The organism is Methylobacterium sp. WL12 (assembly GCF_008039475.1).
Taxonomy (GTDB): Bacteria; Pseudomonadota; Alphaproteobacteria; order Rhizobiales; family Beijerinckiaceae; genus Methylobacterium; species Methylobacterium cerastii.
Map to the genome: position 1 here is coordinate 1 of NZ_VRUW01000054.1, position 26,855 is coordinate 26,855.

Here is a 26,855-nt window from a genome sequence, read left to right on the forward strand (position 1 = left end):
CTTAGCGATCCGGGTCGCCCGCAAATTAAAGGCGATCGACGTCATCGACGTGCTCTCGGATCTGTTCATCGTGCGTGGCGTACCTGGCCATATCCGTTCGGATAACGGCCCGGAGTTCGTTGCGAAGGCCCTCCAAGCTTGGATCACCGGCGTCGGAGCAAAGACGGCCTACATCACGCCAGGCTCACCGTGGGAGAACGGCTACGTCGAAAGCTTCAACGCGCGGCTTCGCGACGAACTCCTGAACGGCGAGATCTTCTACACACTTAGGGAAGCGCAGGTCGTCATCGAAAGCTGGCGACGTCACTACAACGGCGTGCGCCCGCATGCATCGCTGGGATACCGACCGCCGGCACCGGAGGTGTTCATGCCAGCCTTCTCCGCTTGGCCGGCTGCGCTTGCCAGACCAGCTCCGCCGGCCAAGCTACCCGTGGCGGAGCGGCCCACCGTGCACTAACTTTACCCTTGGACCACCTCGTGGGGGCCGATCAGAGCCCCCCCTCTCGGCGCATTTAATTCATAAGCCCTACATAATATCGCGGAATTATGCTGCGCAGGCAAGTTGCCAAAGGCATAGTGCAGGTACTATTCGGACCGCGCTTGCGCACATTGTAAAGCGTTCTCGGACGGACGAAGCCTTCGCTGGCTTAAAACTGGATCGCGCCATCTGGAAGCGTCACCACGACACGCGGCTTAATCGGTCGAATGTCCCAAAGAATAGCTTCCGCGAAGCGAATGATCCGCGTCCCGTCGCTTGCAATGGGATGAAGATAGCAATGATCGAGCGCCAAAACCAAGCTCGGCACGCTGGCGCCACGCGAAGGATCGGCATTCAAAGTGAACTGCACGACATCCTGAAAGCCCGTCGGGACCCGTGCCAGTACGGCGATGAATTGATCGACCGCTTCGAAATCTAGGCCGAGGGACAGTCTCAGCTGCTTAATCGGCTCCGCTGCCGGATGGTCGGATGTCGTTCGAAGCAGCGTTAGCTTGAAGTGCGTTTGCCCGCTTTTTGGCATCTCCCAATGATGGGCCGTCGGAATTCCGAACAGCGGGGGGATCGTCCGTGGCAAGCGCTTCGAATGATCGGCAATGCGAAGTTCGGGCCGGCCGTTTTCGCGATAGTGTAGTAGCGGGTTGACCTTGCTGGCCACCACGTCCGGATAGCGTCCAAGATAGCTGTACGTGCTAAAATGCGGATGCGGATCGAGACCTTTCGCAGCACCGACCTCGAGGTAGTGCAGCAAGGGATTTTGCCGGGCTCTCGTCTGAAGCCGATAGAATGCAGTGTCGAAGTCAGCGTTCGGGTCGTAACCCCGGCGCCCACCAATCAGGCTGTAATGCAGGTAGGGATCGAGGGCGGAGGCTGCCGCATCAGGATAGCTGCGCAAGTAGTAGGCACTGTCGAACAACTTCGGCACCCGGCCAAAAACGAAGCGGCGCAGGATGCCGGTGAGCTTGCGGCCGAGGCGCGGTGCGGCAGTGTCGATCATGAGGGAATCGGTCGTGCGCGGGTCGGTCATACGAAAGTCGAGGCCTCGCAGATCCGGCGCAGATGTTCGCGGTAGGTCTCCGGCGCGCATTCCGAGCGGACGCGTGCCAGTCCCGAGGACTGTACGCGTCGCCATAGGTCGGCGGTGTCGTGGAGGCGCACAAGCCCCTCGGCGAAGGCCTCCGGATCTAGCCAGTCGCAGCTCTCGAAGCCGACGCCTTCCTCCCAGCCGATCTGCGCGGCCAGGATCGGCGTGACGAAGCAGGGAACTCCGTGCCGCATCGCTTCGTGCACCTTGTGCGGGATACCGGCGGCGAAGCGTGTCGGAGCGAGGCAGACGCGGGCTGCATCGAAGAACGGTCCCACCTCGGGCACCCGGCCCATCACCATGACGCCGGGCCTCGTGTAGCGGGCGCGGATCGCGGGCGCGATGGTGCCGACGATCCGCAGCGTCGTGTCGGGCATTCGCGCCCGCAGACGAGGCCAAACCGCGTCGAAAAACCAATCTAGCGAATCGACGTTCGGCTGCCCATCTTGCCCCAATGCGCCGATGAACAGAAAACCAGCCCGATCGGCAAATCGTGGGCTCGAGGCATCTGGCAGCGCCATGGCATGACCGAGGACGGTCGCGTTGACGCGAGCGTAGTTCGCGAGCAGCCGCGCCTCGGCCTCTGAGACGCAGACTACCTGATCGGCAATCGCGTAATATCGCGTCTCGGAAATTGCATCCCTCGCAAGATCGGCCGCGGTGCCGCAGCCCTGCTCCATCACGGCGCCGACGAAGGCGCGGGAGGCGAAAAGGGCTTCGGAATCGAACACGACGCGGGATTTGACGAACGCGCGCGAGCTCAATCCGACATCGAGCATAAGCTGCATCACAAGGGCGATGTTGTGCGGCCGGCTGACCCAGAGGACGTCGAAATAGCCCGGGCGCTCGCCGATTAGCCGGGCGAGGCCGTTGCGTCCCTCGGAGGCAAGGATTTCGACCCGCTGGTCGATGTCACGGCAGCGCTGGGCCTGCTCCGCATCCGCCCGGTAGATCGGATAGAGCGTCACGCCGTAGCCGAGTTCGGCCATCGTATTCACGATATGGTTGGCGCGCGGATAGCCGGCGCCCATGTCGAGATGCGGAACGGTGTCGTCGACGAACAGAACACGCAACGCCCATGGGTCATGGTCGCGGGCGGCAATACCCGTGTGCTGCGGTCCCTGGCGGAATAGCCAGTCGCGATGCCGCTCCAGAAACAGCGCTCGGTTACGGTCGAGCAGCACCTCCACATCGGCGCGCTTGGCGCTGGTGGCGTTTTCGAAATGCACCGCGCTGGCACGCGCTTGGTACATCACGCGCCGCCCAGCCTGATGGCAGCGCACGCAGAGGTCGGTATCTTCAAAATAGGCCGGCGCGTAGGCATCGTCGAAGCCGCCGAGCGTCCGGAACAGCGCTTGCTCGATCATTAGCACGGCGCCGGAGACATATCCCACATCGCGGGTGAAGCCGGCTTCCGGTGCGAACGGGTCGGGTACCCCACGAAGATAGGGGTACGTGATCTGCGCATCCTCTTGGAAGTTGGCGCCCGCCTCTTGCAGGATGCCGCCGGGGAACACGAGGCGCGCCCCGACAATCCCGACATGGTCGAGATCAGTGAAGGTCTGTGCCATAGCCCGCACTGCGCCCGGCATCAGGTCGACGTCGGGGTTGAGGAACAGGATAAAACGGCCGCGCGCGCGTGCCGCGCCGTCGTTGCAAGCCGGCCCGAACCCGGCATTCGCCGCGTTTCGGATGAGCGTCGCACCATCGATCCGGTCGAACAGGGCACCCGTCTCGGGCATCGATGCGTTGTCGACGACGATCACCTCGAACGGCACGCCCGCAAGCCCCTGCTGCGTCGCGAGGCGCCACAGGGTGAGCGCGAGGATATGCCGGGCGTTCAACGAAACAATGACGATCGAAACGAGCGGTGCCTCTTCCTGCCGAAAGGTGATCCGCACGTCGTTGAGAAAAAGGGCGTCCCAGACCAGGCGCGCTTCGGCGATTACCACCCGGCGCCCGACGTCGGCATCGACGGCATCGAAGGACTCGGCCACGATGGTTTCGCTCTTGGCTGCGTCACCCTTGGACACGTCGCTTTCGGCGCCGCCTTCCTCGACGACACCATCCTTGCCGGCGGGGCTATCGAGCAGATCGGTCTCGGGCATGTCGCTCATGGCTGGATACTCCCGCGGGCGGGTGCGATTGCGATCCGGCCGATCAGGTCGTCTGTGAGGAACAGCACCGTCCCGTTCGGGGCGATTGGAGCCAGTCCGATGCCCGACACGCTGACCACCGCAGGTACCGGTGTCAGTTCTGGGCGCTGCGTCTCGAAGGCGAAACCGGGCGGCAAGCCAAGCGGTGCGATCCCGTCGAGCGTAAGTTCGTGCGCGCGGCCCCCATTGGGCTCGACCAAGAAAGCGACAACCGCACGAACACCGGTGAGCAGGTGGCTCGGCAGGACAAGCGCTAGGGCAAACCCGTTCGCGCTAGCGCCGACGCACCGTGCCGTGGTCGCCCAATCGGGCCGGGCGTCGCGGAGCGCACAGGCTGCGGCTTCGCGGATCACACGCGGCAGGCGTTTCCCGCGGACCCATTCCGTCGACAACGCCACGGCGACGGGACCGAGCGATGGCGTCGTTTCTGGTGCCGGCGTGGATCCGGCAAACCAGCGGCGGCGCTCCGGCGCGTACCTAATCGCGCGTGCCGCCTCCTCGCCTAAGCGCTCGGTCGCCAGCAGCCGTCCGTAGGACGGGTCGTCCTGAAGCGCGGAGTTTGCCGAGCGGACACCTATCGGCCAGGACTGCGCCACCGGCTCAACGAATGCGGCGGTCGCCGCGACGGCAACGGGTTGCTTGCGGCTCGCAGCGTGGATTACGTCGGCGAGTTCGGCCTCGGCCTGCTGCGAGATCGTGTTGAAGCGCGCAAACAGTGTGGCGCAAGCCTCTGTCAACGCTGCGAGCGCGGCGGGATCCGATCGCAGCGCCAGGATCGCCGCCTTAACTGCGGCGACGTCTGCGCAACGATGGGCCGACGCCTCGGCGCCGAACCCCTCGAAGCCGATCGCGGTGCCGACAACGGGCACTCCGTAGGACAAGGCCTCGGCGACCTTCATCTTGAGGCCGCTGCCCATCAGCATCGGCGCCACGATCACGTCGGTCTCCGCGTAGAACGTTGCGAGATCGTCGACGTAGCCGAGCAGCATCACTCCTGGCAGGTCGAGGCCGCCGAGCGCGTGGCAGATCTCGCCGGCGATCCGCAATTCCGGCTTGTCCGGCGTCCAGCCCGCGGCCCATGCGTGAGCGAACTTGCTGATTGAGAACAGGTTGGGATCGTTGCCGTGCCCAACGAAGCCGATCCGTACGATCGCGCGCGGCGCCGAGAACGGTGCGCGGACCGGAAATACCGGCGGCAGCAGCAGCACCCGCCGATCGGTCAACCCTGCGAAGTAAGCCGCCTCCTCTGATTGGATCGCCAGCACCACGTCGGCGCGGTCGAGCGCAGCCGCCTCGCTCTCGCGGTCAGTGTAGTAGAAGTTTGGCTCAGCTCGAAACGGACGGTACTGCAGCTGCCGGTCGGCGAAGCGGTCATGCGTGTCGATGAGCTTGAGCATGTCCTGCGCGTAATCGAGGCAGCGCGACAGGAACACGTAGTTAACGAGGATCGCCACAGTGTCGGGGTGTTCCGCGGCATACCACGCCACGAACCGGTCGAGCGCTGCCGAGCCCCATTCGTCGATCCCGAAAGTTAGAGAGCGCGTCTTCAGCGGGATCGTCTCGTTCGCTTCGATCAGGAACGTGCGCTGGAAGTCCGCCTGCATCGCCGCGAGATCGGTTGGCGGGTGCTGGCCGAAGCGGCGGTAGACCTGATCCTCGTGGGCGAAGTAGGCGAAGTCGACGGCAAAACCCGCGCGTTGAAGCGCTGAGCAGGTGAGCGCCAGCCGTTTGCGGTTGCCGGCGCTGGCTGGCGCGGCCGGCATCGGCGCGACCACGAGGACCGTGGCGATCGGCGCCAGAGTGGACGACGGGGTCTCAGCCCTCATCTGGCAGCTGCGCTCAGTCGCGCTGCGGCGAAGCCGCCATTCGCGATCAAGAAGGCACGCTCGGGTTGCCCAACCTCCGGTCCCCAGAGAGGATCAAGTTCGAGATCCATCCGCGACGCCGGCGAGAACGTCATGCGCGCCGTCGCAACGCGTGCGCAACGAAGTCCGGGCCCGGAATCGAACAAGACGTAGTTCGGCACCTCCGTGCCCGAGATGCTGCAGGCCCGCGGATCGTCGACGAGCGTAACCACCGGCCCGTCCTTCGGCACCGGAAGGTCGCGAATAGCCGGCGCCAACAGGGTGATCGGGTCGGCCAGGGCCGCGGCGTTCCGAGGCGTCATCGACGAGAGCACGGCTCTGGCCATCACGGCGGCGTCGCCGGGTGACAGCATCCCCGCCGGTTCGGCCAGGCTGGTCGCAAGGGTGATGGGATGGAAATGCGTAGCGACGACGAGCCGTGTCCCGCGTGCGAGCGCCGTCTCCGCAGCGTCGCCTCGCGTGCGCAGCAGCAGTAAGCCGGTCGGCCGCTTCTCCCGCGCTGTCATGCCGGCGAACGCCCAAGTCTCGAGTGTGACGTCGCCGGGCGCGACGACCGCGAGGGGAATCGGCATTGAGGTCGGCAAGCAAAAGCTGCAGAGCACCCAATCTGATCCGAGGCGGAAGATGCGGGCGTTGCACCCGATGGACGCGCCTTCACGGTCGAACGACACGGTCATCCGTGGTCCTCATCAAACGATCGCATCTCTAGAATTTACGGTTCGAACGCATGACGCCCGCGGCGCCGGATCCGCCCCCGAGGGTGAGCGTGGTACGGGAGTGCCAGTGCGTGCGCAACTCCGGATGAATCCACGGCCTGCAGTGAAGGTGTCGCTTTCCGAAGAGCTTGGTCACGAGATTGTATCATCGATGTCGCTAACCTGACACAGCCAATGGTTTTGGCGCGATTTCTAATCTTGATCTGGTCGTGCGACGGACAATCCGTGTAGGCTCCGGCTGATTGAGGCGCCCGGCGCCTGGGCGACCGGCTGGATCGGAAGAGGACGTATGCAGATCGACGCCCCCGCCGCCGCCATCCAGGGCGAGACCCTAGCGGAGTTCCTTCGCCGTCGGCGCGGGCTCGCGACGGTACCGGCACCGCCGCGCGCCAGCGGCGGCGCGGCGGAAGCGATCTGGCGGGGCGGGACGGTGTCGGCGATCGACCTCGCAGATGCGGTCGCGGCCTTTCACGGGGTCCCGCGGGCGGACCGTCACGCGATCGCCGGACTTCCCCATGCCCTCGACTCCCTGTCCCGCGACTTCCTGCGCGAGGCCTACCTGTATCCGGTCATGCGCGACGGGCACCCGCTGCTGGTAACCGCGGACCCCGGCCATCTCGAACCGATCCGCGCGGTCGCCCTCGCGCTTGGCCAGGCGGTGCCGCTGGCGGTGCTCTCGTTCGAAGAAATCGAGGAGCTGTTCGAGCGCAGTCGCCCCGCCGACGCGCCACGCGACGAGGTCGAGAGCGAGACCGGGACCGACTACGCCCTTTCCGACGACATCGAGACCCTGCAGGATCTCGCCCGCGGCGCCCCGATCGTGCGCGTCATTGACGGGCTGCTAGAGCGTGCGATCCAGGCGGGCGCCACCGACATTCACATCGAGACCGGACGCGAGGAATTGAAGGTCCGGTTCCGCGTAGACGGTCACTTGCGGGCGCAGCAGACGATGCCGCGTCACATGGCAGCCGCGGTGATCTCGCGGGTGAAGATTCTCGCCGGCCTCGACATCGCCGAACGCCGCCTGCCGCAGGACGGGCGCACCAACGTCAAGGTCGGCAACACCGAGGCGGATCTGCGCGTCGCGATCATGCCGACGCTCTACGGCGAGACGGCAGTGCTCCGCATTTTGCTGAAGGACACGCGGCTACTCGACTTCAAGCGCGTTGGCCTGTCCGACCGCGACCGCGACGCGGTGGTCAGGCTGCTCGCTGAGCCACACGGCATCATCATTGTCACCGGCCCCACCGGCAGCGGCAAGACTACGACGCTCGCCACCGCGATCTCTCTGCTGAACGATCCCGCGCGCAAGATCGTCACCGTCGAGGACCCAGTGGAGTACCAGCTCCCCGGAATCCACCAGACCCAGATCAAGCCGGCAATCGGCCTGACCTTCGCCACCGCTCTGCGATCGTTCCTGCGCCACGACCCAGATGTGATCATGGTCGGCGAGATGCGAGACCGCGAGACCGCGGCGATCGGCATCCAGGCCGCTCTCACCGGCCACCTGGTGCTGACGACACTGCACACCAACAGCGCGGTCGACGCGGTTGTGCGCCTCGTCGATATGGGCGTCGAGCCGTATCTCATCGCGTCGAGCCTGCGCGGGGTGATAGGCCAGCGGCTGGTTCGTCGCTTGTGTGAGCGCTGCCGGGTTCCAGATCCAAAGGGCCTCACGGACGCTCGCGACCTCCGCGCCCGCCGCGGCGGCCCCGAGGCGACGGGCCACAACTTTCACGCAGCAACCGGCTGCGCCCATTGCAACGAGAGCGGCTTTCGCGGACGCATCGGGGTGTTCGAGGCACTCGCTGTCAGCGACGACTTGCGTGACCTCATCCGCGGCCAGCCCGATCCCCGCATCCTGCTCCAGGCGGCGCGCGCAGTCGGCATGACCACGATGCTCGACGACGGGATTGAGAAGGCGAGCCTCGGGCTCACTTCCCTCGACGAGGTTATGCGGATTTCGGGATGACGCTCTCTACTGGAATGATGCCGGCCACGATCCGGCCCGCAGCGACCGCGGTGCAGACGATCGGTGCAGCCCTGCTCGACTCCTTTGTTGCGACCCTCCGGCCACTCGTTGCCCGCTTCTCGACGAGCGTTAGCCACGTCGTCGTGATCGCGCCGGATGGACTCATTCTCCACAGCCTGCGGAAAGATTGCCTCGGCCCACCGCTGCATCTGGCCGACGAAGTACGCGCGCCGGAGGCGTTCCACGAGGGCGCGGTGCAGTTGCGACTGCCGCCGGAGGTATTCCTGATGCGCTCGCTGCGCCTTCCCGATGCCGGGCGGAGTTATCTCCAGCCGATCATCGCGCACCGCTTGGAGCGCCTGACGCCCTGGAGGGCGGACCACGTTCTCTATGCCTACAGCGTCGTCGATGGCGTCTCCGAGGATGGCACGATCGGTGTCGATCTGCTCGCGACATCCGTCGATCTCGTGGCGCCGTTCCTGGAACGCCTCGCAGTTGCGGGGCTCACAGCGACGGCGCTGGGCAGTGCCGCGGAACCGCTCGACGCGCCGCTACGCTTCGACCTCTACAAGGGGCGTTCGCAGGCTGCCGACGGCCGCCTTCGGGCACGTATCGGCCGCGGCTTTGCGATCCTGCTCGGCGGGCTCGCGACTGCCTGCCTGTTCTCAGCGATCGTAGCAGCTTCGGCCACGTCGGACGCAGAGGATGTCCAGCAGCGGCTGACTGCGCTACGCACGAAGCTCGCGCTACGCGGCGGGCCTGGCACATCACGCGAACGCGCCCTGATAGAGGGCAAGCGCGCCGATACCGCGACGATCGTGCTCATCAATAAGCTGAGCCACGCCTTGCCCGACGACACGGTACTGCGCGAACTAGAAATCGATCCGACCCGGATTCGCCTCGTAGGCCGCTCTGTCGATGCGCCGGCGCTGATCGCACGCCTCGAAGCGGATGCCGGCTTGAAGAACCCGCGTTTCGCCGCGCCGGTGATCCGCGATGCCGACAAGCGGGACGCCTTCGATCTGGTAGCGATACGCGGCGACGCGCCGGACGCGGCGCGATGACGCTCGCGGAAGCCCGTGACGCCCGCTGGTTCGGGCCGCTTGCCGTCACGCTGTGCGTTGGCATACCGCTACTGTTGCTCGCAATCACGATCACCAACCTCGCGCGCTGGTCGGCGGCCAATGCAGAGGTAAATACTGCAGCCGGCCATCTCGCTCAGGTCGAGTCGAGGATCCGGGCAGAGGCCGGTCGTCCAGCGCCGACGCGCGGTGACCTCTCGGCCCTTTATTTGACGGCTGAGACGGGGAGCCTCGCCCGCGCCGAACTGCAGCAGCGTCTCGCCGGCCTGGTCGAACGCGCTGGTGGCCGGCTGATTGAGGTTCGCGGCGACGAAGCACCCGACACCGCGCCTCAGCGCAGCATCCAGCTTCGCCTCAGCCTCGACATCGGCAACGAAGGGCTGTTCGATCTGCTCAAGGCGGTCGAGACCGGCCTGCCGCTGCTGACGGTCGAGGCCGTGAACATCCACCCGGTGTCGGGGCGTAGCACGGGGAGCGAGGAAGCCAATCCGGCCCTACGCGTCGCACTCGCGATCCGCGGCTACCGCCGCGAGAGCACGCAATGATCCGCCCGTATTGTCATGTCCGACGCTGCGGCAGCGCCGCCGGCGTCGTTCTAGTTCTCGTTCTTCTCGAATTGGCGATCGTGCCGACGTCGGCTCAAGTTGCGAACGACCGCCCGCCACCAAGCCCAGCTCAGAACCTAAACCCGCTGAGCACGCTCGATCCCGGGACGCTCGATGCCTTCAAGGGACGGCCGCTCTTCGCGCCGTCGCGCCGCCCACCGCCACCGCGACAGGTTTTTACCGCTCCACCGGCGCCAGTGGCGGTCGAAGCTCCGCCGCCGGATCTGCGCCTCGTCGGCGTCGTCGCCGGTGTGGACAAAGCCGTCGCGATCCTGCGCCGTCCAACGGGCGGTTCCTCGCTCAGCCTCAAACTCGGGGACTCGGTCGAAACATGGCGTGTCCAGGCTATCGGCCCCGATCGCGTCACGCTTCGTGACGGGACGCGCGAGACCACGTACCGGCTCTTTAGCGTGGGCGCATCAAGCCCTCCGGGTGTGCGTCCAGGCGGTCCTCCGCCGATCGGCATTCAGCCAGGGCGATGACCCAACTTGGTGCTCGGCGGCGCCAAATGGGGTACCGCTGGCTGCTATCGGCGAAGGATTGCCCCGCGATTTTCACTGATGGCGGGCGTGAGGCCCGCCTGACTGCTTAGAACTCAACCGTGATTGGCATCTTAGAGCATCGCCACACCTTCAATCCACGCGGCAATCTCACGATATGATCGCGCTGAGGGGATTGCAGATGGCCTGCCCACACTTCCTCAATTTTGTATCGTCCACGCCGGGCATGATCGGGCCTGCGATCCCCGCGAACGTTTCGGCGAGGTGGCGTATTCGATCGCGCGCGTCGCTCTCGATGTCGGCGCGGGTTCTACCTGCGGTCGATACGACAACCGAACCCGTGATCCGGCCCGCCTCGCTTATGAGCGTGAAGTTGAACCTGCCCATGCGGCTGCGCCGCACGACGTAGTGGACCTTCGACATCGCCCGCCTCCGGCAAAATGTTTCTGAAGGTGCCTACGGTGTGAGGTGTGCTCAAGTTTCGAGGAAGCGTCTCGATTCGGGCCGACGATCCGAGGGGTCGGTTGCGTATGCCGAAGATCGAAATCGGCGCTCGGCAGAAGCCGCACCGAGCCGACCGCAAGAGCGATGAAGATAGGCCCGCGCCGATCGCCGAATGGTCAGCCTCTTTAGAGACCGCATTCGGCGACCCACGTTTCACCCCGTCGGAGAGCAATGCCTTGCCCTCCGACGACGATACCTGTGCGTCGACTAGCGCAGGGTTCCGTTGAGGCCGCCGGGGAAGAAGCCGCCCGGGCTCTGGGTGGTGTTGAGGTAGACGATGTTCAGCACCTGGCCGGGGGTGCGGGCGAACACAAGGCCCTGGGCGTTAGTCGGAACGAGGTTGGCATCAGAGAACTGGAAGCCTGGGGTCGCAGACTGGGTTCCGCTAATGCCCTGGTCGAGATCGGTGTTACCGTCGAGCGAGTCGCGAGCATTTGAGATCGCATCCGCCTGATTGATCAGGCCCTTAGCGTAAAGCGTAGTGCGGATAATGCCAGCGTGATAGGCCTCGACCGCGAGGATGCTAGCAGCAGCGCTTAGATAGGTCTTGTTCTGGATCGCGCCGGCAGCTCCATTATAAGCGGTGACTCCGACATCCTCGAAGATGAACGAGGCGAGCAGGAAGTTCGTGTCGTTGGCGTAAGCGTCGAACCGGTCGTTCGCACCGATCAGGCCAGCCGCACGGGCGGCGGCGGTGAAGGCGAAGTCGATGTCGAGGCGAGGACGGCTGACGGCTGCGCTGCCCAGCGCCGCGCGCAGGAAACGAACATGAGCCTCCTCGTCGGCGGCAATCTCGAAAGCGTACTTGCGGACATTCGGATCGGTGAACGGCACTGCTCTGCCGCCGCCGTTGACAGCACCGATGGCGCCGACGCCTTGAAGGTCCGCAGCCTTCAGACCGGTACCATTTACGGCGTTCAGGTAAAATTCCGCCTCAAGATACTCAAGGTTGAGCGCGAAGTTCAGAATGTCTGCATCGGTAACACTCGACGGGAGAGCCTGCGCCTGGGACTGGGTCGTGGCGTTGCCGAGGATGGCAGCGCCGGCAATGCCGAGGCCGAGCGTCTGGAGGAAGGCGCGACGGCCCTTTTCGAGGTTGACGACGCGAGTGCCGGGCTCGAAGCCCGCAAGCTCGCTCTCTACGGTGTTCTGCTTGTCGATCATGGTCCGTTTTCTCCCAATGTGTCGCACGCCTGAAATCGCGGCGTCGATGGCGAAGTTAGTGGTAACGCGATTCGTCACAATGACGGGTTTACTAAAAGTGGCTTAACTGTGTAGCATTTTCTTTGACTGTGTCTAATCAGGCACGCAATAGTAAGAATGCTGTTGTAGGGCGCTCGTCCCGGTGGGCACGGACAGAAATGAAGGGTACGTTAACGAAACGCCGGGATCGGAAAAATCTCCCATGTCTTTGACGCGGCTATCCTTTGCTCTGGCTTGTTGCGCGGGACTCCTCGGCTCCGTCGCCCTCGCCCGTGACACTGCCCCCCCGCGTGCCAGCTTGACTGGCCCAGCAACGGAGATGGATCTGACGGCGCGTCCGCTGCGCCGGACCGTCGCAGGCAAGCCGTCGCGAGATGCGGTCGTCGCGCCTGATCGTGGCGAGGGGCGGACCTACAATTTCAGCCCCGAGGACGTCGAGGCGACGGCGGGGCTTGGCTCCGAAGCGGTGGAGATCGGAACTCAGTCCGGCGAAGCCGGTAGCTACCGTCTCAACTTCGAGCGGGCCGAAGTGAAGGATGTGGTCCACGCAATCCTGAACGATACGCTCGGCCTCAACTACACGATGGCTTCCGACGTTGCGGGCCAGATCACGATTTCATCGCCCCGACCAATGACTCGGGTCGAGCTGCTCTCGGCGCTGGAGACCGTACTGTCGGGCCAGGGTTACACCATGACCCGCAACGCGGCTGGCTACCGCATCACCTCAGCCGCCACCAGCATCGGAAACGTCAGCTTCGGCAACGCGCAGGTGCCGGGCTACGGCGTCTCGGTGGTTCCGCTGCGCTATGTCTCGGCCGCGGTGATGTCGAAGCTCGTCTCGGGTTTCGTCACCGAGGCAGACGGCCTGCGCTTCGATACTGGGCGTAACACCATCATCGTGAAGGGTCCCGGCCCGCGTCGCCAAGAAGCGGTGAGTGCGATCCTAGCCTTTGACGCGGACTGGATGCGCGGGCAGTCGGTCAGCTTGTTCGAGCTGCGCCGTGCCCGGCCGGAGGCAGTCGTCGCCGACCTAACGCAGCTGTTCGACACCGGCGAGAACGGGGCGAGCTCGGGCCTGATCCAGTTCAAGCCCATCACGCGCCTGCGCGCCGTGATGGCGATGTCGAAGAACCCGTCCCTGATCCGCCGAGCCGAGACCTTCGTGCGCAAACTCGACGGTACGGTCGAGGCCGCCGAGGAAACGGTGTTCATCTACAAGGCACGTTACCGCGACGCGAAGGAACTGGCGCGCGTCATCAACGGCCTGTTCGGGACCGGCAACTCTAACATGAACACCAACAGCCCGACGCAGGGCGCTGGGCTCGGCGGCCTCAACGGGGGCGGACAGAGTCAGGGCCGGAATTTTGCCGGTGGCAATCAAGGCGGTGGCCTGAACGGCGTAAATTCCGGCTCCGGTTATGGCAGTCTCGGCCAGGGCAATTCCGGCAACCAGGGCGGCGCCCAGCAGAACACCGGCGCCGACCTCCTCCGGGCGCGGTTCGCCTCGGCGTACGGCGACTCTATGTCGAGCAACAGCATGGCCGATGGTGGCCCCACGGCGCTCGGAGGCGGCAGCGACAGCCTCGACCTGACCCGGCGCGGTAACGGGGCGCGGCGCGTCTCGATCAGCGCGGACCCGTCTAACAATTCGGTCATCACCTATGCCGACGGCGAGACCTACCGGAAGATCAACGCGGCGCTTCGTCAACTCGACGCGACCCCGGCGCAGGTGGCTGTCAACGTGACCATCGCCGAGGTGACGCTCACCGACCAGCTCAAGTACGGCGTGCAGTACTTTCTCGACTCTAAGAACATCGGGTTGGGCAAGGGCAAGGGATCGATCGGCCTACTGAGCGCGGCCGCGGCGACGGCCGGCGGCGCCACCAACGCGTTGACGGCGGGGGCCGGCGGTGGATTCAATTTCCTCGTCGGCGGTTATTCTGGCCCCGACGTGGTGCTCTCGGCGCTCGACGGCTTCACCGACGTCAAGATCCTGTCCTCGCCCTCCCTCGTGGTCATTGAGAACCAGCCTGCCTCGCTCCAGGTTGGCGATTCCGTGCCGATCACCACGACGCAGGCACAAGGGATCACCGTGCCTGGGGCTCCGCTCGTCAGCCAGGTCGAGTTCCGCGATACCGGCATCATCCTCAACGTGGTCCCGCGCATCGGCCAGAACGATGCCGTGACCATGCAGATCGAGCAGGAGATCTCGGCGGTGGTCGGCGCTTCAAATACCCTGACGCCGACGATCTCGAAGCGCCGCGTCGCGAGCACGATCTCGGTGGCCAACGGGCAGACCGTACTGCTTGCCGGCCTGATCAGCGAAAAGCGGCAGACCTCCCGCGACGGTATCCCGTTCATCGATCGAATCCCGAACGTCGGTGACCTGTTCAGCTCGGTCGACAACGCTGCCCAGCGCACCGAACTCGTGGTGTTCATCCGACCCGTGGTGGTGCGATCGGGTCGCGATGCACAGCGTGTCGCAGAGGATTACCGCGGCAAGCTGCTCGATGCAGGCGCTCGACGCGGTGCTGCGCTGCCCGCCCGCCGCCCGGTCTACAAGCCCTGACCGACCGCGCATGTTCGTTAGACGCCTCGAAACGACCGATTTCGCCGGGCTCGTGATCGCTGTTGCCGTCGCTGGCGCAGCATTCGCGACGTGGGTCGGTCCAGGGCCCATCGCGACGGGAGTCGTCGCGCTCGCTCTGGCCGTAATCGGCCTGCGGATCGTCTGGCAGGATCTGGCGGATTTCACGATTCCCGACGCCGCGACCCTGGCTCTCGGACTTATCGGCCTCACGGCACGGATCGGCGACGGCGCCTATCTGGGCGAGACTCCAATTGCGAGTATCGGCTTGGCGTCTCTCGACGCCGCGATCTGCGGCGGCGTCCTGCTCGGGTTGCGCGAAGGCTATTACCGTCTCCGCGGCCATGACGGCATCGGCCTTGGCGACGTGAAGCTAGCGGCTGCCGGCGGCGTATTGCTCGGCACCGTTGGGCTCTCCTGGGCGGTCCTCGGCGCGAGCCTGACTAGCCTCGCCGTGATCGGCTTGAGCCGGATTCTACCCGCTCTGGCGCGCGCGGTTCCGTTGACCGACCGGATTGCCTTCGGCGCCGTCCTCGCGCCCGCGCTTTGGACGACGTGGCTCGTCGGACAGATTCTGCCCGGCGTGCTGGGGCATCCGTAGATGTCGATCTTCGCCTACATGGCTCTCGATTCCGCGGGCAAAATCCAGAAGGGGACGATGGAGGCCGAGGCGAGCGGCGAAGTCTTAGCCCATCTCGACCGGATCGGCTGCACGCCGATCTCGGTCAAGGCGGAAGCCCGCGGGGGGCGGCAGGCCGGGCGCTCGCTGCGGGACTGGTTGACGCCTGACCCGCGCCCCGAGGACATCACCGGCCTGACGCTGGATCTAGCGATGCTGCTCAAGGGCGGCGTCGCGCTCACCGAGGCGCTGCAGATCCTCTCCCAGATGGAGAGCCGGAGCTGGCTCGTGCGGGTGCTGCGCGACCTTCATGCCGCGCTCAGCCACGGCAAAAGTCTGTCGGAGGCGATCTCCGCGCACCCGAAGCTGTTCCCGCCGATCTACGTGAAAATGGTTGAGGTCGCCGAGACCTCTGGGCGACTGGAAGAGGCGTTGAGCGGGCTCGCCGCCGAGCGCCAACGCGGCGAGCGCCTCCGAAAGCGCTTTATCTCCGCGATCTCCTACCCCTGCTTCCTGGTGGTCGCGGCGGTGGGCGTGCTGTTCTTCATCCTGATTTACCTAATCCCGAAGTTCGAGGTCGCGCTGCAGGGTTTCCGCGACAAGATCGATCCCTCGGCGCTGGTGGTGTTCGAGATGTCGGGCTTCCTTAACCGTAACCTCGACGTCGTGGTGCTGTCGATGGCTGGCCTTCTTGCAGGCGCGGTCCTGCTTAATCGGATCAGCAGCGAGCGCGGGTTGTGGCTCGCCCTGCTCGCGCGCCTGCCGTTCAGCCGAGCAGTGCTGGCTAACGAACTCACCGTCACCTTCTGCCGGACGCTGGCGATCCTAGTGCGCAACCGCGTCGATATCTCCACCGCGCTACGCCTGATCCGTGGCGTCGTGCGCTTGCCCGGTGCTGGCTCCGAGATCGACCGGGTCGTCGCAGATGTGCGCCAGGGCCAGCGCCTCTCCGAGACCCTGTCGCGCGGAAAGCTCTTTCCCCGGCACGTGGTGCAGATGCTACGCGTCGGCGAGGAGTCCGGCGATCTTGCCGACAGTGCCAGCCGCGTAGCGGTTTTCTACGAGGCCAAGCTCGACGCGGCTCTAGGTCGCGTCATCGCGGTGGTGGGGCCGGCGGTGATGGTTCTGGTAAGTCTTCTGATCGCATGGCTCATCATCTCGGTGATGACCGCGCTCATGAGCATCAACGACCTTCTGGTCTGAGGTTTCGTCCCGATGATGGCTTTCGTGCGTTCTCGCTTCGATCAATCCGTGCGTGCCCGGCGCGATGCGCAGGGCGGCTTCACCCTCGTTGAGTTGCTGGTCGTGCTGGTGATCCTCGGCCTCGTCATGGGCCTCGCTGGTCCACGTGTGCTTGGCTACTTGTCGAGCTCGCGCGACAAGGCGGCCAAGCTCCAGATCGAGTCCTTCGCCTCGGCGCTCGACCTATTCTACCTCGATAATGGCCGCTATCCCTCGACGAGCGAAGGCCTGCAATCGTTGGTGCAGCGCCCGCCCGCCGCGGAGAACTGGAGTGGTCCCTACCTCAAGCAGGGCAGCGTTCCGGCCGACCCTTGGGGACATCCCTACGAGTATCGAACGCCGGGCAAGACCGCGCCCTACGCCATCCTCTCGCTCGGCGCCGACGGCGTGAAGGGCGGCAATGGCGTGATCGGCAAGGAATGACGGCCGGGGTTCGGAGCGACACGCGCGATCGCGGTGCATCGGCGGGCTTTACGCTAATCGAGGCGCTTGCGGCCTTCGCGATCGTAGCTGTCTTGAGCCTCGTGGTGCAGCGGGGCGTGGTGCAGTCGCGCGCCGGGCTCGTGGCGGTGGAGGACAGGCTCGCCGCCGAGCGCGTCGCCCGCTCGCTCCTCGCCGAACCTTTGCGCATATCGGACATCGGCAGTGGCGGACGCACCGGAACCCTGGACGGCTACCGCTACACCATCCGCCTCGCGGCACTGGAGCTTCCCCTGCCCGAGGCCGAGCGCGATGCGGAAGGCGGCTGCCAGCAATCTGCCGGCTCCTGCGATCCGGCAGACCCCGCCGCGCCCCTCCGCTGGACGCCGATGCGCCAGGACATCGAGGTCCTGACCCGCCGCGGAACGGTCGTAACGTTCGAGACGATCCGCCTCGGACAGACGGCATCGGCCGATGGTGGGGGGCGGTATAGCATAATCGCTCCCGAGACAGGGCCGTGGCCGTCGCAATTCGGCCGGAACCGGCGCGTTTCCGAACCTCCGGTCTCGCGACGCGAGGCAGACTGAAAGCGATTCGTATGATGGGCCTCGAGACCTTCCTGAAGCGCTTCTCGAAAGCCGCGCGACCGATCCCGGATCCGATTTCTCTTAAACCAGAGACCGCCTCGATCCCGGCTGCGCCGGCCCCGAGGGAACCGGGGCCGGCCGCGCACGAAGCGGTCTCGGGCGAGCCGGTCGCACCGGGCGAGACCACGTGGCGGCAGGTGCTCGACCCCGACTGGGAGGCACGGCGCCAGGTGCTCGATTGGAAGGGCCTGCCGCAGGTTCACGACTACGTAGCCCGCCTGATGACCGGCCGCTCCACCGCCGAGCGCGGTTTATGGCTCGACTGGACCCTCGACCGCCACCTTGCACCGCTGCGCGAGCAGCTGGGCCGCGATCTCAGCCTCGCCTCGTTCGGCTGCGGTCCGGGCGGGATCGAGGAAGCGATCCTGCGCCAGGGACACTGGCCTCTGTCAAAGATCACGCTCTATGAGTACGACGCGGCCCTGCTCGCGGACGCCCGGCGCAAGATCGAGCCGTTTCAGCTCGAATCCGAGTTCCTGGCCTTCGATTTCAACCATCCGCCTCCGATCGACCGCAGCTTCGACGTCGTGTTCTTCTGCCACTCCCTGCACCATTGCGCTGACCTCGAACGGTTTCTGCCCTTCCTCAATCGGATCGTCTCGCCGGACGGGCTGATCCTCGGGCTCGATTATTTCGGGCCGCCGCGCCTTCAGATGGACCGGGATACCCGCCGGCTGGCCGACGAGATCTTCGGCTACCTGCCCACGCACCTGCGGCGGAACCTGAAAGCGGAGCAGGAGGACCGGATCGATGCACGCCTGACGCTGCCGACCATCCCGGCAGTAGCCAGCTACGATCCGAGCGAGGCACCCCGCAGCGCCGACCTTCGCTCCATGCTGTTTGCGGCCTTTGATGTGGTCGAGGTGCTACCGATGGGGGGTACGCTGCTGCGCAACCTGCTCGCCGACCGCGCCGGAAATTTCCGCAACGAGAGCGACATAGCGATCCTCGACCTGATGATGATGATCGAGCGGCTGGCGATCGAGACCCGGCTCGTGGCGTCGGACGACCTATACTTCGTGGTCAAGCCAACCAACCGGATCTGACCCTCGACGGATCGGAGCCGTTCAGCGCTCCCAGGCGGTGACGTAGTACGGCGCGTCGCGGGCCGGGGCACGGGCCAGGGTCACGTCCACGCTGCGGTTGGCGGCCGCCGCGGTGGCGACCGTGACGCGGACGCGGAAGGCCGTGCCACGTGTCGTGGTGATCAACGGCTGCTGCTTCGGCAGCAATTGCTTAAGTCGATCGTCGATCGTCGCACGCGGCGCGGCACGCAAAGCCATCACCTGCGCGACGACGCTCGGACTCATCTCGGGCAGCGCCATCAGAACCGTCGCGGAGGCTTCCAGCACGTTCACCCGGCCCTGAACGTTGTCGACGGTGAGCAGGGGCGCGAGGGCGGCCACATCGTCGTCCGTGACGTCGGCCAACCAGCGGAGTTCCGCCACGGTGCGGAAGCCGTCTTTGCCCCGGCCGACGGGCTTGGCCGCGAGGTTGATCTTGGCTGGATCGGCGTTCGCCGGCGGCTTGTCCTCGTAGCGGTCGCGCCATTGCACGACGCGGGCGGCGAATACTTCAGGCTTTAGGCCGGTTAGCCCAACGGCGCGATACGCGCCTGCCAGCAGCACGGGATCAGACCAGTTCAGGTCGATCCGGCCGGACTGGTCGATCGCGGACAGGGTGATGGTGCCGCCGTCCAGAGCGATCCGCTGGTCGTGGATCCGCGCCGTAGAGAGCTTCAACGCGAACAATTCGTGGGCTGCGAGATCGATTCCGGAGCGGACCATCGCTTCGAGCCTTAGGTCGTCGGCGGTGCCGCGCACGCCGTTGATCGCCGAGCGCACCATAAGCGCCGTCCCGCCGGTAAGGCTCAGGAGCAGGGCCATGATGCCGAGCACCGCCACGAGGATGAAGCCGTCCTGCCGGCCGCGCATCTCAACGCCCCCCCGTCGCGGCCATGCTGCCCGGCTGCGCGCCGGGCTCGGCCTGACCCTCGGGCGAGCGCGGATCAATGCGACTGCAGAACGCCTTTCGCGGCGCGGCGCAGCCCGGCTCTGCCTCGATCCTGAGCGGGACGCGAAGGCTCGACAGGATCTCCCCGCTCGCGGGATCAGCGAAGGCGACGCGCACGGCGATCGGCAACGTCTCACCCGCGGGCCAGGCATCAACCACAAGTTCGGGGCCGCCTGCACCGGGCGCCATGACATAGGCGAAGCGGACCGAGGCCGTGCCGGCGTAGATCGTGTGCGTGGGCGCGAAATCGAGTGCGGCCTCGTCGCGATCGATGGGCGAGAGCGGCGCCTCGGCGCGAAGCACGGTGCTGCCGTCCTTCGTCTCGATCCCCTGCAGCAGGATCGCGAGGCTTTGGGACGTGCGGTCCGCGTCAGTTCGGTCGAGGGAGAACAGCATCCGGTCGGGCAGGCCCGCGAACACGAAGTTCCTCCGGCCCGGCCCGGCCCAGCGCGCGCGCGCAATCGACCCAATGTCGCGGGCGAGCGCGGCCAGCGCGTGGCCGGCGACGTCTAAGCGTTCGGTGCGCTCCGCCGTCCGGTCGGCCTGCCGCGACATCAGCCCGAGCAGTGACCCAACCGCGACCAGGATGATCGCACCGATCGCCATCGTCGCCAGCGCCTCCAGAAGGAGGAAGCCAGCCGAACGAGGCCGTGCGGGCGGGACGCGGAGACGTCGCGCGGTGCGTGTTGCGCGGGCGCCCCCCTCACTCGTCAAGACGTGCGCCCCGGTCAATCACGATCGCTGCGGTCTGCGGATCGACCCGGATCGACAGGATGCCGGACCGGTCGGCCCGCATCAGGAAAATCTCCCCGCCCGACGCCCGCCCGTCCGGCAGGAAGCGGATGCCGTCGAGCCCCGCGCCGGAGATGCGCAGGAACAGGTTGGTTGGGATGGCGACTACCCCATTCTCGGCGCTGGACAGCACGCGGCCGCCCGCGAGATCGACGACGCTTGTCACCGGGCGCCCGCTCCGGACGGCTTCATCGCGGTCGGCCCTTAGAATCGCCGCGATCTCGAACCCCTTGACCCGCAAGCTCGTCGCACTCCCCGAGAACGACACACGCGGCAAGGCGAGAGCAGCGATCAGGCTCATGATCGCCAGGACCAGCGTCATCTCGATCAGGGTGAAACCCGCATGGTTCGCGCGGTGGGAGGCGTCGGCCGTTGTCATGCGGTGTTTTGAGAATCCTGGCCCTGCGGCGAAACTCCAGCCGCAGGAAGTCTGCCCCATGGGGAAGCACTTGCATCTGAGCGCGTCGAATTCGAGGCGTCGCGTGAGGTTCTCAGATCCAGTGTTCGGCAAAATCGCGGTCCAAGTCGAGGGCGATCGTGTCCGCCAGCACGGCCAGAGGATCCGCGCCGGGCATGAGCACCGCCGTCCGGGGCACAGTGCCTGCGTGCCAGCTTTCTGCATGGGGCACGATCAGCCGGTACAAGCCTGGCAGGTCGGCCGCAATCTCGAGGGGATAGGCACGATGAGCCGCGATCTCTGATGCAACCACCGGCAGCCCCATGGCGAGCGCGAGCGCAATGCCGCACGCGACGCCCTGCCGGCGTTGCGGTGTCAGATAGAGGTCGCTGGCCGCCAACAGGTCGAAGAGTTCGGCGTCGCTAAGGGCCACGAACGTCACGAGGTCGGTAGGCTCATCGGGACAGGCGACGGGACTGCGGCCGGCCGCGACGAAGAGAGGTCGGATTTCGAGTGCTGGATCGGTGAACGGATATTCAGTGGCAAGTGCGACGAAGTCCTCGATGCCATTGTCCCGCGCGTCTCCTGCTTCCGTGTCAAAGAGACCAATCACGACGAAGCGCCCAGTAAAACCGAATTTGTCGCGGAGAGCCGGGCGTCGCTCTGCCCAGACGTCGGACCATGCCGCACCCGACGGGCGGTCGTGAGCAAGCAGCACCGCTTCTTGCCCGAACAGGGCATCCCGTGCCGCATGCGATGTCGAGAAGACGCGGCGCGCAAGCGAAGCGTGATAGCGCTTGTCGAGTATCGCATCCGCACGCGCGTCGCGATCGGGACCCGATCCCGGCGGCGCGTCGCCGTGATCGACGCAGTAGACGAGCGGCCGCCGCCCGAGATGCTGCGTCACCGCAAAGAACGGCGCGGTGTGGGCGACGACCGCATCGACGCCTTCGCGCGTCGCGAAGACCGCCGCCTCCGTGGGGTCGACGAGCTGGACCCCACGGTAATTCGGGTCGGCGGTCACGTCCTCCCGGTCGGGGCCGCCGAGGATGACCTCGAAGCCCCGCGCGGTGAGAAACGCCGCCTGATCCGCCACCCACCGGCCGATGCCGTCTCCGGCGCTCAGCAGCAGAACCCTGCGGACGCCGGAGGGCGGACGCCGCCACGGGGGAACCACCCGCGGCGGAACGGCGAGGCCCCCGATCCTCTCCCGCGACAGGTTCGGATTGTAGGACGGATCGTCCCGGATCACCGCCGCGTGCCGCCGCCGCACGCGGATCGCCTCGCGGACGTTGCGGCCTTGGTCCGCCCGGGTCGTGGAGGCGCCGCGCGAGAGCGATTCGTGATGCAGCAGCAGCGGCTCGGCGACGTAGAGGTTGCGGTATCCCGCAGCCTGCGCGGCGCAGCAGAGGTCCACGTCGTTGTAATCGATCCGCAGCAGCGGGTCGAAGCCGCCGATCTCCACGAAGACCGAACGCCGGATCGCGAGGCAGGCCCCGGTGACGGCGCTCATCTCACGGGTCGCATCGAGGGCGCGCGCAGTCGCCTCCGGCAGATCGACGAGGGCATGCGCGCCGACGCCGGCGATGCCGAGGACGACGCCGCCATGCTGCACCGTCTCGCTCGGATAGAGCAATCGCGCGCCGACGGCGCCCGCCTCCGGCCGGGCGGCGTGGATAGCGAGCCGGCGCAGCCAATCCGGCTGCCGGACGGTGGTGTCGTTGTTGAGGAAGACGAGGATGTCTTCGTCCGCGCCCGCGGCGCCGGCGTTGCAGATCTCGGAGAAGTTGAACGGGCCGGGCGACGCGACGACGCGCACCCGCGCATCCGACGCGACCTCCGCGAAGTATCGCGCCGTCTCATCCTCCGACGAACCGTTATCCACGATGACGATGCGATAACGTTCGGACGGGTATTCGGTGCGTGTAAGGACGCTGTCGATGCAGGCCCGCAGCAGGGCACTCCGGTCCCGCGTCGGGATGACGATCCGGACGGTGGGCAGCGGCTCCGGCGAGCCGTCGGGTGCCTCGGCCGCGTTCCGCGACGGATCGGGAACGGGCTGGTTCGTGCGCGATGGCGGCACCGCCTCGTCCACGGCGCGGTGGTGGAGGATCAACGGGATGCGGATCACCCGCGCGGGGTCGAGCCCGAGCAGCAGGTCCGCCCAGGCCCGGTCGGGATCTCCGAGGCGGCCCGATGCACCCGCCAGCATCTCACGGGTCGGCGGGGCGATGCGCAGGGCGATCACCGGGCCGGCATAGGGCACCTGCCGCATGAGCACGGGCGACATGGCGGGCGTGAACACCGGCGCATGCCGCGCCCCGATCCCGTCGATCCGGTCGTGATCGCTGTAGGCGCCGAGCGCCGCCCCGTGGCCAAGCGCGGCCGCGAACGCGTGACAAGCGTGCGGCCGCAGCCGGCTCCCCCCGCTGGCGAGCAGCACGATTTCCCCGTCCGCCAGCCCTGCCAGCGCCTCGGCGATCGTATCGACGCAGGCGATCCGCGGCTCGGCGGCGACCTGGGCGACGATCGTCTTCCAGGAGGCCCCGTCCACGTCCGGGCCGCGCAGCAGCATGGCGCACCAAGAGGCACCGGCCTGACCTGCGAGGGCGCTCACGAATGTGCCGGCGCCGTCCCGGCCGACGACGACGATGCAATGCACGGTCGCCGGCACTGGTTCGGCGGCGATCCGCTCCAGATCCGCCGCTTCGAGATCGTCGTGTACGGCGAGCCAGCGCTCGTAGCGCGAGACGCCCGTCGGCCGATGGCCGCGGCGGAGACCCAGCCGAAGGTAATGGACGAGCGGGATCGGGAAGGTTTCGCGGTCGCGCGGATACGTGAGCGCGTAATGCTCGGCGTCGAAGGCCGGGCCGGGGTCCCGCAGTTCGGCGGCGCCGTATTCGAGGTAGTGGGCCAGCGCATCCCATCCGCCCCTGGCGACGTCCGGGTAGGTGTCGCGGTACCACGCTTCGTCGAACAGCCCGCTGGTGCGGATCAGGTAGATCAGCGACGCGTCGTCGTCCCGCAGCCAGACCGGGCATCCGATCCCGACCTCACCTGCCTCGATCGCGTGCAGAAAAGGCGGCAGCGGACCCGTACCGGCCTCGGGGACGGCGTCGAGGTAGCGGCGCGTGTCGAAGTTTGGCCCGGGATCGCGATGCTCGTGCAGGCCGTATTCGCAGAAATGCGCTAGCGGGCCCGGCCCGAAACCCGCGAGTTCGGGATAGGTCGCACGATACCATTCGGCGTCGAACAGGCCGGAATCCTGAACGCGTCGGGTATGATCCGCGATGACCGGATCGACGCGCGGACGACGTTTGCTGCGAAAGAATTTCATCACGTCCTATTCCGCCCACCCTCTGTCGCCGATCCGGAAGCGCCCTCGACGTGGCAAAGACAACGTGCCGGAGCATCGCGCACCGGGATCGGACCCGCTTCTCGCCGTCCACGCGCCGACGGCGTGGCGGCTGGTTCGGGGGACGGTGATGCGCCCGAACGAAGGTTTGCCGCCGCGCGCGGTCAGTCGAGATCGAACACCCACCCCTCACCCTCGGCGCGAAACCCGGAATCGGCGAAGACGTCGGCACAGGGTGCGTTCCTGTCCGTCGCGAGAAAGCACGCCGAGACCCGGGTCGAACCGTCCCGCTTCAGTCCGTCGATGATGCGCGCCAGCATCCGCCGCTCGATGTCGAGCCCGACGACGCGGCAACTCATGACGAGCTGTTCGATCGCGGCGCCACGCACGAGGACGGCGCCGACGAGGCCGTAATCGGTGAAGCGGTCGGCAACCGAGAAGGCATGGATCACCGCACCCTCCTGAAGGGCCGCCTGCATCGCCTCCGAAGTCCACCGGTGGCCGGTGGTGTTGAACTGATTAGTCTTGTTGATCAGTTCGAGCGTGCGGGGAAAGCGGCCATGCCCGATCGTCGTGATGACGTCCGACGCGACCCGGATGTCGAGATTGTTCAGAAACTCGGTGCGCGAGACCGTCTTGCGGGTCTCCTCGCGCACCACCTGCGCCCGGATCATCTCGGTCCTCCTTCCGGATTCGTCCGAGATGAACGGCACCTGCGTCTCGGCCGACCACAAAAGCGTGCGGCGGATGCCGTAGAGGTCGGCCCCGAGCGTCCGGATACCCGGAAACGCCGCCTCGATGGCGGCCCGCTCGACCGGGTTGTCGTCGATGAACACGGTGCTCGACGGCAGGACGTTGACCTGTTGTAGGATCGCGGCGACGCTCTCGACCTTCGGATTCCAGCCGATCATCACTACCGCAAAATCTGCGAGTTCCAGGCGGTCGCCGAGTTGAGAATCCCAGGCGGCGCGGATCGTCGCGTCGTCGTTCTTGCTCGCGATGGCGAGCAAGATCCCCCTCGCCTTAAGGACGTCCAGCGCCTCGACTAGGCCGAACGGCCAGCCCTCGTTGGTCTTTGCCTCGCCCGACTCCTCGGCGAGCACGCCGCGCCAGAGCGTGTCGTCGAGGTCGACGATCACCAGCTTGACGGCATCGATCTGCCGCAGCGTCCTGATCATCGCCTCGATCTCAGCGTGGACCGCATCGAAGAACGCGTCGATCCGCAGTTCGCTCTGCCGGCTGACCGGCGGCGGCGGGTGGAGGCGGGCGCGATCGTGGGCGGCATCGAAGTCGCTCAACGTCGAATTGTGGTTCAGCATCCAGAGATGCTCGTCCTGAACGTGGATGCGTCCGATCGAAGCCGAGATGGCGTCGAAGTCGAGGATGTGGCTGTTCGCATAGCCAGCGACGAGATCGGCAAGACTCTCGTTAAGGCGATCGATGAAATAGCTGAAGTTCCTCAAGTCGTTGCGCGGCAACAGGCGCCCGAGCACGTCCTGTTGCGGGCGAAAGTAGTTGACGACGAGGCTCGCGAGTCCGGTCTCGCGGTTCCAGCGCATCGCCGCGTCGAGGGCAAGGCTCAGGCGTTGCACGGCCTGATCGAAGACGAGCTGGTAATCCTCGGTGCGATGATACTTGAGCTTGGCAAAATGCGCGTCGGCCAGCAGGGTGCGCAGCGGGATCTGGACGATCTGCACGTCGTAGGCGGCGATCGGCTGCGGCGGGGTGTCGGGCAGTCGTCCGATGTTGTTGAACAGGACGAAGTCGCCGGGCGTCGCCCTGCTGTCGTTCGAATAAGAGACCAGATCTTCGACGAGGCAGGAGCCGATCACCAGGATCCGCCTCAAGCCGGTCGGGGTCGCCCGCAGGCCGGTCGGGATCCGAAACTCCTTCGGGTCTCGGGGGCTCCGTGAACCCGCTGCGGGACTGGCCGGTATGTCCCCATCGCGCGACGCGGCGCTGGAAACCGGCCCGAAATCCGACCTCCGCGGCGACAAGAACCTCCAGAGCGACGTCATACGTTTTCCTGATGGGCCGACGTAAATGTCACCCTTGCCATCTCCTTAACCGTGTCGATCGCGCAGGGGTATCCCGGTATCCAAAGGGCAACATGCGCGGCGCCTTCATCGTGCGCACTGGTGCGTCGATGCCGCCTTCTTCTCCTGAAAGGCGTCCATCGCGTCGCAACCTGTTACCACGAGCTCACTTGCAAGGACGTCTCGGCCGTCGTCGTCGCCTTCTGGTGCTGATCGAGCCAAGACTCGCGTATACTTTCGGGCTATACCGAATTGGACGGGTAGGGTTTTGGAGGCAGGCCACGTCGCCTACGCCGCGTTTTTTATGTTCTGTTCGCGAGAATCGGGTTCCCATCCGGTCCGAAGGCCGCGATCCGTTTCTTTTAATCGCCACCCCCCACCCCTTGCTGGCCGACGCCGATTGAAGCGAACGGCGAATGGGATGCAATGAATGGGGCTGGAGGTATGGGCCCCTTGGGCTGGTGGAGCAGACGCAGTGTAGCTGTGCCCCGGGTAGGGGTCGGGGTGGTGCTGGTATCTGCCGAAAGGCCAGATACCGGAGCTTGATGGTGATCGGTTCAAGGC

The 26,855-nt window shown here is 66.1% G+C and carries 21 protein-coding genes; 10 read left to right on the plus strand and 11 right to left on the minus strand.

The window, feature by feature from the left end; genetic code table 11:
• Window positions 1-457 (plus strand): integrase core domain-containing protein (locus tag FV226_RS18245; RefSeq protein ID WP_147763995.1); only part of this gene is annotated, 457 nt, incomplete at its 5' end.
• Between the two features lie 190 nt (window positions 458-647).
• On the opposite strand, the gene FV226_RS18250 is transcribed toward FV226_RS18245, so the two are convergent.
• From FV226_RS18250 to FV226_RS18265, 4 genes are read right to left on the minus strand one after another with little or no spacing between them, the layout of a single operon-like run.
• Window positions 648-1,493 (minus strand): hypothetical protein, encoded by an 846-nt coding sequence (locus tag FV226_RS18250; protein WP_147763996.1) that lies wholly within the window; start codon window positions 1,491-1,493, stop codon window positions 648-650.
• 26 nt (window positions 1,494-1,519) lie between these two features.
• Window positions 1,520-3,697, minus strand: coding sequence for a glycosyltransferase (locus tag FV226_RS18255; RefSeq protein ID WP_246691648.1), 2,178 nt, complete (start codon window positions 3,695-3,697; stop codon window positions 1,520-1,522).
• Window positions 3,694-5,562 (minus strand): glycosyltransferase, encoded by a 1,869-nt coding sequence (locus tag FV226_RS18260; protein ID WP_147763997.1) that lies wholly within the window; start codon window positions 5,560-5,562, stop codon window positions 3,694-3,696. Before FV226_RS18260 ends, FV226_RS18255 begins: the two co-directional genes overlap by 4 nt.
• Window positions 5,559-6,278 (minus strand): hypothetical protein, encoded by a 720-nt coding sequence (locus tag FV226_RS18265; protein WP_147763998.1) that lies wholly within the window; start codon window positions 6,276-6,278, stop codon window positions 5,559-5,561. Before FV226_RS18265 ends, FV226_RS18260 begins: the two co-directional genes overlap by 4 nt.
• 328 nt (window positions 6,279-6,606) lie before the next feature.
• Here FV226_RS18265 and FV226_RS18270 point away from each other — a divergent pair, with 328 nt between their 5' ends.
• The 3 genes from FV226_RS18270 to gspM are packed head-to-tail and all read left to right on the plus strand — an operon-like array spanning window position 6,607 to window position 9,916.
• Window positions 6,607-8,289, plus strand: a complete 1,683-nt coding sequence (locus FV226_RS18270) for an ATPase, T2SS/T4P/T4SS family (protein ID WP_147763999.1) — start codon at window positions 6,607-6,609, stop codon at window positions 8,287-8,289.
• Window positions 8,286-9,353 (plus strand): PilN domain-containing protein, encoded by a 1,068-nt coding sequence (locus tag FV226_RS18275; RefSeq protein WP_147764000.1) that lies wholly within the window; start codon window positions 8,286-8,288, stop codon window positions 9,351-9,353. Before FV226_RS18270 ends, FV226_RS18275 begins: the two co-directional genes overlap by 4 nt.
• Window positions 9,350-9,916 carry a type II secretion system protein GspM gene (gene gspM, locus FV226_RS18280; RefSeq protein ID WP_147764001.1) on the plus strand — a complete coding sequence of 189 codons (567 nt, stop codon included), beginning with the start codon at window positions 9,350-9,352 and terminating at the stop codon, window positions 9,914-9,916. The genes FV226_RS18275 and gspM overlap by 4 nt, the downstream gene beginning before the upstream one ends.
• A gap of 710 nt (window positions 9,917-10,626) precedes the next feature.
• Here gspM and FV226_RS18285 read toward each other — a convergent pair.
• A complete protein-coding gene (locus FV226_RS18285) occupies window positions 10,627-10,899 on the minus strand; it encodes a hypothetical protein (RefSeq protein WP_147764002.1) in 273 nt (90 codons plus the stop codon).
• Window positions 10,900-11,187: 288 nt separating this feature from the next.
• A complete protein-coding gene (locus tag FV226_RS18290; RefSeq protein WP_147764003.1) occupies window positions 11,188-12,144 on the minus strand; it encodes a ferritin-like domain-containing protein in 957 nt (318 codons plus the stop codon).
• 358 nt (window positions 12,145-12,502) lie between these two features.
• On the opposite strand from FV226_RS18290, the gene gspD reads away from it, so the two are divergent.
• From gspD to FV226_RS18320, 6 genes are read left to right on the plus strand one after another with little or no spacing between them, the layout of a single operon-like run.
• Complete coding sequence (gene gspD / locus FV226_RS18295; RefSeq protein WP_246691649.1) at window positions 12,503-14,752, plus strand: type II secretion system secretin GspD; 2,250 nt, start codon at window positions 12,503-12,505, stop codon at window positions 14,750-14,752.
• On the plus strand, window positions 14,694-15,371 hold the full coding sequence (locus FV226_RS18300) for a prepilin peptidase (protein WP_187278789.1): 678 nt from the start codon (window positions 14,694-14,696) through the stop codon (window positions 15,369-15,371). The genes gspD and FV226_RS18300 overlap by 59 nt, the downstream gene beginning before the upstream one ends.
• A complete protein-coding gene (locus FV226_RS18305) occupies window positions 15,372-16,592 on the plus strand; it encodes a type II secretion system F family protein (RefSeq protein ID WP_147764006.1) in 1,221 nt (406 codons plus the stop codon).
• A 12-nt stretch (window positions 16,593-16,604) separates the two neighbouring features.
• Window positions 16,605-17,054 carry a type II secretion system major pseudopilin GspG gene (gene gspG / locus FV226_RS18310; protein WP_187278790.1) on the plus strand — a complete coding sequence of 150 codons (450 nt, stop codon included), beginning with the start codon at window positions 16,605-16,607 and terminating at the stop codon, window positions 17,052-17,054.
• Window positions 17,051-17,638, plus strand: coding sequence for a prepilin-type N-terminal cleavage/methylation domain-containing protein (locus FV226_RS18315; RefSeq protein ID WP_147764007.1), 588 nt, complete (start codon window positions 17,051-17,053; stop codon window positions 17,636-17,638). Before gspG ends, FV226_RS18315 begins: the two co-directional genes overlap by 4 nt.
• Window positions 17,639-17,649: 11 nt before the next feature.
• Entirely contained in the window at window positions 17,650-18,744 is a 1,095-nt protein-coding gene (locus FV226_RS18320; protein ID WP_147764008.1) for a class I SAM-dependent methyltransferase, read from the plus strand.
• A gap of 21 nt (window positions 18,745-18,765) precedes the next feature.
• Here FV226_RS18320 and FV226_RS18325 read toward each other — a convergent pair whose 3' ends face one another.
• The 5 genes from FV226_RS18325 to FV226_RS18340 form a co-directional block, all read right to left on the minus strand.
• Window positions 18,766-19,632, minus strand: a complete 867-nt coding sequence (locus FV226_RS18325) for a type II secretion system protein GspK (protein ID WP_187278791.1) — start codon at window positions 19,630-19,632, stop codon at window positions 18,766-18,768.
• A gap of 1 nt (window position 19,633) precedes the next feature.
• On the minus strand, window positions 19,634-20,443 hold the full coding sequence (locus FV226_RS28095) for a prepilin-type cleavage/methylation domain-containing protein (RefSeq protein ID WP_187278792.1): 810 nt from the start codon (window positions 20,441-20,443) through the stop codon (window positions 19,634-19,636).
• Window positions 20,415-20,942, minus strand: a complete 528-nt coding sequence (locus FV226_RS18330) for a GspH/FimT family pseudopilin (RefSeq protein WP_187278793.1) — start codon at window positions 20,940-20,942, stop codon at window positions 20,415-20,417. Before FV226_RS18330 ends, FV226_RS28095 begins: the two co-directional genes overlap by 29 nt.
• Before the next feature lie 52 nt (window positions 20,943-20,994).
• Complete coding sequence (locus FV226_RS18335) at window positions 20,995-24,237, minus strand: glycosyltransferase (RefSeq protein ID WP_147764011.1); 3,243 nt, start codon at window positions 24,235-24,237, stop codon at window positions 20,995-20,997.
• Window positions 24,238-24,419: 182 nt separating this feature from the next.
• Window positions 24,420-26,102, minus strand: coding sequence for an HAD-IIIC family phosphatase (locus FV226_RS18340; protein ID WP_187278794.1), 1,683 nt, complete (start codon window positions 26,100-26,102; stop codon window positions 24,420-24,422).
• Between the last annotated feature and the right edge of the window lie 753 nt (window positions 26,103-26,855).

Coding starts and splice junctions, on each gene's coding strand:
- FV226_RS18250 (WP_147763996.1), bottom strand. CDS start 1,493: ATGATCGACACTGCCGCACCGCGCCTCGGCCGCAAGCTCACCGGCATC.
- FV226_RS18255 (WP_246691648.1), bottom strand. CDS start 3,697: ATGAGCGACATGCCCGAGACCGATCTGCTCGATAGCCCCGCCGGCAAG.
- FV226_RS18260 (WP_147763997.1), bottom strand. CDS start 5,562: ATGAGGGCTGAGACCCCGTCGTCCACTCTGGCGCCGATCGCCACGGTC.
- FV226_RS18265 (WP_147763998.1), bottom strand. CDS start 6,278: ATGACCGTGTCGTTCGACCGTGAAGGCGCGTCCATCGGGTGCAACGCC.
- FV226_RS18270 (WP_147763999.1), top strand. CDS start 6,607: ATGCAGATCGACGCCCCCGCCGCCGCCATCCAGGGCGAGACCCTAGCG.
- FV226_RS18275 (WP_147764000.1), top strand. CDS start 8,286: ATGACGCTCTCTACTGGAATGATGCCGGCCACGATCCGGCCCGCAGCG.
- gspM (WP_147764001.1), top strand. CDS start 9,350: ATGACGCTCGCGGAAGCCCGTGACGCCCGCTGGTTCGGGCCGCTTGCC.
- FV226_RS18285 (WP_147764002.1), bottom strand. CDS start 10,899: ATGTCGAAGGTCCACTACGTCGTGCGGCGCAGCCGCATGGGCAGGTTC.
- FV226_RS18290 (WP_147764003.1), bottom strand. CDS start 12,144: ATGATCGACAAGCAGAACACCGTAGAGAGCGAGCTTGCGGGCTTCGAG.
- gspD (WP_246691649.1), top strand. CDS start 12,503: ATGGATCTGACGGCGCGTCCGCTGCGCCGGACCGTCGCAGGCAAGCCG.
- FV226_RS18300 (WP_187278789.1), top strand. CDS start 14,694: ATGCAGGCGCTCGACGCGGTGCTGCGCTGCCCGCCCGCCGCCCGGTCT.
- FV226_RS18305 (WP_147764006.1), top strand. CDS start 15,372: ATGTCGATCTTCGCCTACATGGCTCTCGATTCCGCGGGCAAAATCCAG.
- gspG (WP_187278790.1), top strand. CDS start 16,605: ATGATGGCTTTCGTGCGTTCTCGCTTCGATCAATCCGTGCGTGCCCGG.
- FV226_RS18315 (WP_147764007.1), top strand. CDS start 17,051: ATGACGGCCGGGGTTCGGAGCGACACGCGCGATCGCGGTGCATCGGCG.
- FV226_RS18320 (WP_147764008.1), top strand. CDS start 17,650: ATGATGGGCCTCGAGACCTTCCTGAAGCGCTTCTCGAAAGCCGCGCGA.
- FV226_RS18325 (WP_187278791.1), bottom strand. CDS start 19,632: ATGCGCGGCCGGCAGGACGGCTTCATCCTCGTGGCGGTGCTCGGCATC.
- FV226_RS18330 (WP_187278793.1), bottom strand. CDS start 20,942: ATGGGGCAGACTTCCTGCGGCTGGAGTTTCGCCGCAGGGCCAGGATTC.
- FV226_RS18335 (WP_147764011.1), bottom strand. CDS start 24,237: ATGAAATTCTTTCGCAGCAAACGTCGTCCGCGCGTCGATCCGGTCATC.